General features: G+C 62.7%; 8 protein-coding genes and 1 pseudogene. 7 read left to right on the forward strand and 2 right to left on the reverse strand.

Going from position 1 to position 6,733, the window contains the following annotated elements; all coding sequences use genetic code 11:
* A partial coding sequence (locus AC3XYG_RS13365; RefSeq protein WP_489140330.1) for a LysR substrate-binding domain-containing protein occupies positions 1–1,037 on the forward strand: 1,037 nt, incomplete at its 5' end.
* A 44-nt stretch (positions 1,038–1,081) separates the two neighbouring features.
* Here the strand turns inward: AC3XYG_RS13365 and AC3XYG_RS13370 are convergent.
* Positions 1,082–1,696, reverse strand: a complete 615-nt coding sequence (locus tag AC3XYG_RS13370; protein ID WP_489140331.1) for a TetR/AcrR family transcriptional regulator — start codon at positions 1,694–1,696, stop codon at positions 1,082–1,084.
* Between the two features lie 94 nt (positions 1,697–1,790).
* On the opposite strand from AC3XYG_RS13370, the gene AC3XYG_RS13375 reads away from it, so the two are divergent.
* The 5 genes and pseudogenes from AC3XYG_RS13375 to AC3XYG_RS13395 all read left to right on the forward strand — a co-directional run bounded on the left by AC3XYG_RS13375 (position 1,791) and on the right by AC3XYG_RS13395 (position 4,736).
* Positions 1,791–2,879, forward strand: coding sequence for an SDR family oxidoreductase (locus AC3XYG_RS13375; protein ID WP_489140332.1), 1,089 nt, complete (start codon positions 1,791–1,793; stop codon positions 2,877–2,879).
* 118 nt (positions 2,880–2,997) lie between these two features.
* Positions 2,998–3,579 (forward strand): dihydrofolate reductase family protein, encoded by a 582-nt coding sequence (locus tag AC3XYG_RS13380; RefSeq protein WP_489140333.1) that lies wholly within the window; start codon positions 2,998–3,000, stop codon positions 3,577–3,579.
* Positions 3,580–3,679: 100 nt separating this feature from the next.
* On the forward strand, positions 3,680–4,015 hold the full coding sequence (gene frp, locus AC3XYG_RS13385; protein ID WP_489140334.1) for a fluorescence recovery protein: 336 nt from the start codon (positions 3,680–3,682) through the stop codon (positions 4,013–4,015).
* A gap of 11 nt (positions 4,016–4,026) precedes the next feature.
* Positions 4,027–4,206 (forward strand): annotated as a pseudogene (locus AC3XYG_RS13390) (GMP synthase (glutamine-hydrolyzing)); the annotation flags it as partial.
* 146 nt (positions 4,207–4,352) lie between these two features.
* Positions 4,353–4,736, forward strand: coding sequence for a hypothetical protein (locus tag AC3XYG_RS13395; RefSeq protein ID WP_489140335.1), 384 nt, complete (start codon positions 4,353–4,355; stop codon positions 4,734–4,736).
* Between the two features lie 248 nt (positions 4,737–4,984).
* Here the strand turns inward: AC3XYG_RS13395 and AC3XYG_RS13400 are convergent, their stop codons facing one another.
* Positions 4,985–5,932, reverse strand: coding sequence for an aldo/keto reductase (locus AC3XYG_RS13400; RefSeq protein ID WP_489140336.1), 948 nt, complete (start codon positions 5,930–5,932; stop codon positions 4,985–4,987).
* Between the two features lie 56 nt (positions 5,933–5,988).
* Between AC3XYG_RS13400 and AC3XYG_RS13405 the strand changes: the two genes are divergently transcribed.
* On the forward strand, positions 5,989–6,543 hold the full coding sequence (locus tag AC3XYG_RS13405) for a TetR/AcrR family transcriptional regulator (RefSeq protein ID WP_489140337.1): 555 nt from the start codon (positions 5,989–5,991) through the stop codon (positions 6,541–6,543).
* Positions 6,544–6,733: the final 190 nt, after the last annotated feature.

A 6,733-nucleotide genomic window follows, 5' to 3' on the forward strand; every position in this document is an offset into this window, starting at 1 on the left:
CATGGTTTCGGACACTTGTCGTTCTCCAGTGGGGTCACGCAATTTCGAAGTTACTGTGTCTCTTGGGTGTGATAAACGCCGACAAAGTGAACGCACTGTTCTCTTCGTGGCGAACAATACCGAGGGACGAAATGCAGAATCTCGACCCCCTCCTGATATTCATAACGGTCGCGAAAATGGGGAGCTTCACCCGCGCGGCCGATAGCCTAGGCATCCAGAAGGGAAGGGCCTCAACGGCGGTCCGGAAGCTGGAAGAAGATGTCGGTGTCAGGCTCCTGCACCGGACGACGCGCAGCGTGCAGTTGACGGAGGACGGACGCGCATTTCATGCCCGTGCCCGCGTTCTGCTTGCTGACGTTGATGACCTGCACGCGATGTTCGCGGGCGATCGCGTGGCCCTTCGCGGGCGTTTGCGGGTCGATCTTCCGACCGAGGTGGCGCGCACAACGATCATGCCGGCCTTGCCGGCTTTCATGGCGGCTCACCCCGAGCTGGAGCTGGAGCTGTCGAGTACGGATCGGCAAGTCGATCTGGTTCAAGAGGGGTTCGACTGTGTATTGCGGCTGGGCCCCATTGGAGACGAGACGCTTATTGCCCGCCCGCTGGGCCTGTTGCGCATGGTCAACGCCGCCAGTCCCGCTTATCTGGCGCGCCATGGCGTCCCGCGATCGCTGGAAGATCTCCGGCGCCGCGAACATCGGACAATTCATTTTTCGACGATACTGGGCGCAAGACCCTATGGATGGGAATATCCGGAAGGCGACAGCCACGCAACGCTTCAGTTGCCAGGTGCGCTGCACGTCAACAGCGCACAGACTTACGAAGCCGCTGCCCTGGCCGGTCTTGGCCTGATTCAGGCGCCACTCTTGGGGATTGGCCGATACTTGGAGAGTGGAGCGCTTGTGGAGATCATGCCCGACTCTCGTCGCCGGGCGCTCGCCGTGTCCCTCGTCGTCGCACATCGGAACAATCTGTCACGCCGAGTCCGCGCATTCATGAAATGGATCGAAGATGTGCTGACGCCATATCTGGAATAGCGAGACGTACATCTTCGTCGGGCTCTCGGAATCGACATTCTGAATTATGTCTGCTGGTCGCCGGCCGGCGGCTTGGGCCATATGAGGCTCGAAATCACCGGCGTCAGAAGATCGACGAGAACAGCGGGCTCGGCTTCGGTGAGCGGCGTGAGTTGAAGCATCTGCCGCATCATCTGCACGCCGGCGACGACCGCCAGGAACAGGGCGGCCCGTTCCGAGGCATGGCCGTCGGAAATGGCCGCCGTCGCCGTCGCGTGATGGACGTCGGCAATGCGCTCGCGCGCGATGCGGGCGGCGGTCGGGCTGCTGGTCGACCGGAACAGGATGAGAAACCCGTCGAGCGGCGTGCGATCCTGTGCGGTCACCCCGACCAGCGCCTCCGCGAACGCACGCGGCAGATCGGCCCGGGCCAGGTTGTCCTGCGACAGGATGATCGGGTCGCGCATGGTGTCGGTGACCACCTCGCCGAACAGACCTTCCTTCGATCCGAAGTAGCGCCCGACCATCATCGCCGTGACGCCGGCGGCCTCGGCGATGCCGCGCAGGCCCGCACCGTCATAACCGTGCTCGGCGAAGGCCTTCCGTGCGGAGGCCAGGATCGCGGCACGCGTCGCATCGGCTTTTGCCGCGCGGCTGTTGAGGGGCAGGGCTGCGCTCATAATACACCTGTAGACTCAAATCCGGAATCGAGTATACGATTGTAGACTGAATCTGCAATCGACGGTTGTGGCTGATCCCGTTTGCGCGGACAGCGTGGCCATTCCGCGCCAGGTGGCGCCCGTCGATCGCTGGGCAATCTTCGGGAGATTTCGGGTGAAAGACGAATTTGTGCTGGTCACGGGCGGAACCGGCTTCATCGCGCAACACTGTATCCTGGCGCTCCTGGACGCCGGCTACCGGGTGAAAACCACCGTCCGCTCGCTCTCGCGAGAGGGCGAGGTGCGGTCCAACCTCAAGGTCGGCGGTGCCGAGCCGGGCGACCGGCTGTCCTTCGTCGTCGCCGATCTCAGTTCCGACGATGGCTGGTCGGACGCGGCCGCCGGCTGCGCCTATGCCTTTCACGGCGCCTCACCGACACCGTCCGGCAGTCAGCAGAGCGAAGAGGATTGGGTCAGGCCCGCCGTCGACGGCAATCTTCGCGTCCTGCGCGCGGCGCGCGATGCGGGGGTGAAGCGCGTCGTGCTCACCTCGGCGTTTGGCGCGATCGGCGCCGGACACAAGCCGCTCGACCGCCCCTTCGTCGAGACCGACTGGAGCGACCTGGGCGGCAACATTGCCCCGTATCAGAAGTCGAAGACGCTCGCCGAACGGGCGTCGTGGGACTTAATTGCGCGCGAAGGCGGCGGGCTGGAACTCGCGGCCATCAACCCGACCATGGTGCTCGGGCCGGCGCTGGGGCCGGACTATTCGCATTCGATCCGGACGATCAAGGAGATGCTCGACGGCCAGCCGGGCTATCCGAAGATCAAGACCTGCGTCGTCGACGTGCGCGACGTGGCCGATTTGCACCTCCGCGCCATGACCGATCCTGCCGCCAAGGGCGAACGCTTCCTGGCGACGTCGGGCGACAGCCTCTGGCTGGCAGAGATCGCCACGCTGCTGAAGGAGCGCATGGGCGCGGCCGCCGCGAAGGTCTCGACGCGGGAGCTGCCGAGCCTCCTCGTGCGCTCGATGGCGCTCACCAACCCGGCCATGAAGGGGCTGGTGCCTCTGCTCGATGCCAGGCTGGACGCCAGCGGGGAGAAGGCGAGGCGCCTGCTCGGCTGGGCCCCGCGGTCGCGCGAGGATGCGATCATGGCGACGGCCGAGAGCCTCATCCGCCTCGGCCTTGTCAAAGCCTAGCCGGCCCGCCGGGCGATGAAGCCTGCCGGATTGCGGCCGGGCTGAAAAAATGATCGCGTGCTGTCGGACCATGCGGTCCTGGCCCGTCCTTGGGTCAGGACCGCATGAGGAGGACGCCGTGAGAGACCTGATCCTGAAGATGTCCATGTCGGTGGACGGTTTCGTGAGCGACCTGGATGGCCGGAACACCTGGATGTTCGGCGCCGACCAGGAGGCGAAGGCCTGGGGCGTCGAGTATATCTGGAACGCCGGCCTGCACATCATGGGCAGCCGCAGCTTCCTGGCCATGGCGCCCTTCTGGCCGACCTCCACCCTGCCGTTCGCGCCGCCGATGAACCAGATCCCCAAGGCGGTCTTCTCCAGGCAGGGGCCGGCGATCCTGAAGGCCGTGACCGCGACGGCGGCGCCCGGCGGTGAAAGCTGGGCGCAGGCCACTGTGGCGAGCGGTGACCTGGCGGAAGAGATCGCCCGGTTGAAGGCCCAGGACGGTAAGCCGATCATCGCCCATGGCGGCGTCAGCTTAGCCCGCAGTCTCATCGCCCACGGGCTGGTCGACCAGCTCGCCCTGGTCGTGGCGCCCGTGGCGCTGGGCCAGGGCCTGCCGCTGTTCTCCGGCCTCGCCGCGCCGATGCCGCTCAAGCTGGTCAGCTCGAAGGCTTTTCCGGGCGGCGCGGTGGCCCAGATCTATCGCCCGGCGTGAACCCATTGCCGAAGATCGAGTGAGGCGGTATCGGGAGAAGCCATCGGCAGCCTCTGGTGATGGACTGCCGATCCCCGAGCACGAAATGAGGGCCACGCTCATGTACGACTTCAGCTGGTCTCCGTCCGAAAAGAAGATCGCGCGCCGTGCCTTTGACGCGGCCCTCGGCGTCGCGCTGGCGAAAGCCCTGGCCGAGTTCAAGGCGAAGGCCGCCCAGGTGGCGACGCCGTCCGACATGTGGGATCTCGAAGACCACCTGCGCCAGACGCGCCGGCACATCGACACGATCTTCGACTACCGGTATTCCCAGCTTCCGTTCGTCTTTGGTGTCCTCATCCGGGAAGGGCATCTGGACGAAGCCAGCCTTGCCGGCTTGTCCGAGGAGAAGCTGGAGGAAGTTCGACGGGTGCTGGGATGGGGAGAGGGCCGGTCGTAGGGGCGGTGCGGGTGAGCTCGACTGACGGCATGACTGCCGACTGCTATCCGTCTGACCGCATCTTCCTGGGTCGGGTCTCGCACCGCCTCGTCAAAGAGGTCCGCGGCATCAAGCGCGTCGTCTATGACATTACCTCGAACGGCGCGACACGATTGGGAGGGGGAATCCAGGTTAAAGTTGACTTGGAATGATCTTATTTTAAATGTATTATCGTATTCAACGTCGTAAAAATCCTATTCTTAATTCGTAGAGTTAACTTTCGAGAGAGATAGTAATGAAACTATATTCGTTCGCTTCTGAAAATCTTACGAATATTTAGGCGGAAATTGGCGCCGGAATGTGGGCGGTTGGCGAAAGCGAGAATTCTGCCCTTGTTAAGGGTCGCATTACAAAAGCCGGCCGTATGCCGATTGGCGCATTCGGTATTCTCTATTGCAATGAGAGTGGCAGCCTCACCGTGCCATTTATTGTCTACGCGAAGGCGGATCCTGCTCGTGTAGAAACTGAAGTGTGGTCTAAGACTTGGGTACTTCCGTTTGCTATCAAGCCACTGGGAAGTCCTCGCCGACAGATCACCCGCGATCGCGCACGACAAATTCTTCCATCTTTAAAAGACAAGCCTTTTGAGAAGATTTTCCTCGTTCAGGGTCAGTTCGCGTTTCAATCCACCGAGGTAACTGATGCAGACTGGTCCATTATTATTCAGGAGCTTGTCGCTTAGACTCGGGAATCGCGGTGACAGTGCACTTTTGATGGGCTTTCACCCTCACTCGGGGGACGGGCCCGGCTACGACCGCATCTACGCGTGCAAGGGCGTGACTTCGACCCACCGACGACGATCCGTTCGATCACGAGTTCCTGGGCCGGATCGCAACCGCATCGTCTTCGCGTGGCCGATTTGTCGTCGGTTTGGTGGCGGACAGGCAGCTTTCGGAGAAGAGTCGAGGAGAGCCGCGACACCCTTGCGGTTCAGAGTTCTATCTCGCCGGGCGCGGGTGGTTCGAAAGCATCGAGGTCAGCCAGGGTTTCCGGGCTCAGCCTGATCGACGCTGACGCAATGTTATCATCAAGGTGCTGGTGATCGGCGGTGCCGGGTATGAGCAGAATGTTGGGCGCATGTGCGAGCAGCCACGCAAGTCCAAGCTGTGTCGGCGTAAGTTTCAATCTTGCTGCGATCTCGATCACCGCCGGCTGATCCGTAACCTTCGGCAAGCCCGGATAAGCGCCGCCAAGCGGGAAGAAGGGCACCCAGGCGATGTCCTGCTCACGGCACAGCGTGAGGATGTCCTCGGATTGCTGATCCACAAGGCTGTAGGCGTTGGAAACGCAGCGGATACCGGCGGGGAGCGCGCGCTTTAGTCCTTGCAGATCGACGGCGCTCAAGCCGATCGCACCGATCTTCCCTTCGTCACGCAGTGTGATCATCGTCGCCAGCTGGTCGTCGAGATCGACGATCTGATCGCCTTCGGGTCTGAGCCCGGGCCCGACATCCAGGCGCCGCAAGTTGACCACCGGAATATGGTCGACGCCGAGGCTGCGCAGATTGTCCTCGACGCTCGCACGAAGCTGCTCAGGCCGTTGCGCGAGCTTGAGCGGGATCTTGCCGCCGGGATTGGGATCGGCGCCGACCTTGCTCGCAACGGTGAGACCGTCGCGACGGCCGAGCACCTTGCCGATCATCGCATTGACGAAGCCGTTCTCATAGAATTGCGCTGTATCGATATGATCGACACCGAGATCGATGGCCCGCTCCAGCAGCGCTACGGCTCGGGCAGGTTCGTTGCCACATCGCCGCAATTGCATCGCGCCATAACCCATCCGGGCGACCAGGGCGGACCCAAGTCGGTAGGTGCCTGCGCGTGCAGCCGGGCGCACGTCTGATGAGGACATGAACGTTCTTCCATGATAGGCATGCATGAACCGGAGGATCCTCCGGATAAAGCCTAGGTAAACGGAGTATCCTCCGCTTGTCAATGTCCGGTCCGCGCCGCGTCGATGCGGCAAAAAATCGTGAGCGTCTCATCGTGGAAGCCCGGGCCCTGTTTGCGGCCGGCGATGGCACAGTGACACTGGACGCAATCGCCAAGGCGGCCGGCGTTGGCATCGGCACGCTCTATCGCCATTTTGCAACGCGAGAGATGCTTGTTGAGGCCGTGTATCGGCTGGAATTGGATGCCTTGGAGGCGGAAGCTGACACCTTGCTCGAAGCCCATCGCGGTTTCGAGGCGATGCGTCTGTGGATGGACCGCTATGCCCGCTTCGTCGCCACGAAGCATGCCATGCACGGTGCCCTGCGGATCGCGCTCGCACCGCGTACGAGCGCCGTCTCGGAAATACGCACCAGGATTACCCTGACGGTCGCCAAATTCATCGGTGCCGGAGCACTCGACGGGTCGCTCAGAAACGACGTGGACCCCGACGATGTTACACTTGGCCTCGCCGCCATGGTGCTGGCTGCCACAGCATCGACGGACTCCGATCAGGTGGGCCGACTGCTCGATCTGCTCATGGCGGGACTCCGACGGTGACCTCAATGTGCAGTTGAGTTAGCTCCGATTCTTGTTCATGATATGTTCTATGGACAAGGCGCAATCCCATCAGACAGAGGCCCCGGCCGCTCCGCAGGAGGAGCGGGCGGCGCGGCATCTGCGTCTGCTGGCCCGGGCGGCCGAGATCCAGATGGAGGTGATGGAGGCGACCCGCTGCGAGGCGCTGGAT

It is taken from the genome of Inquilinus sp., from assembly GCF_057815775.1.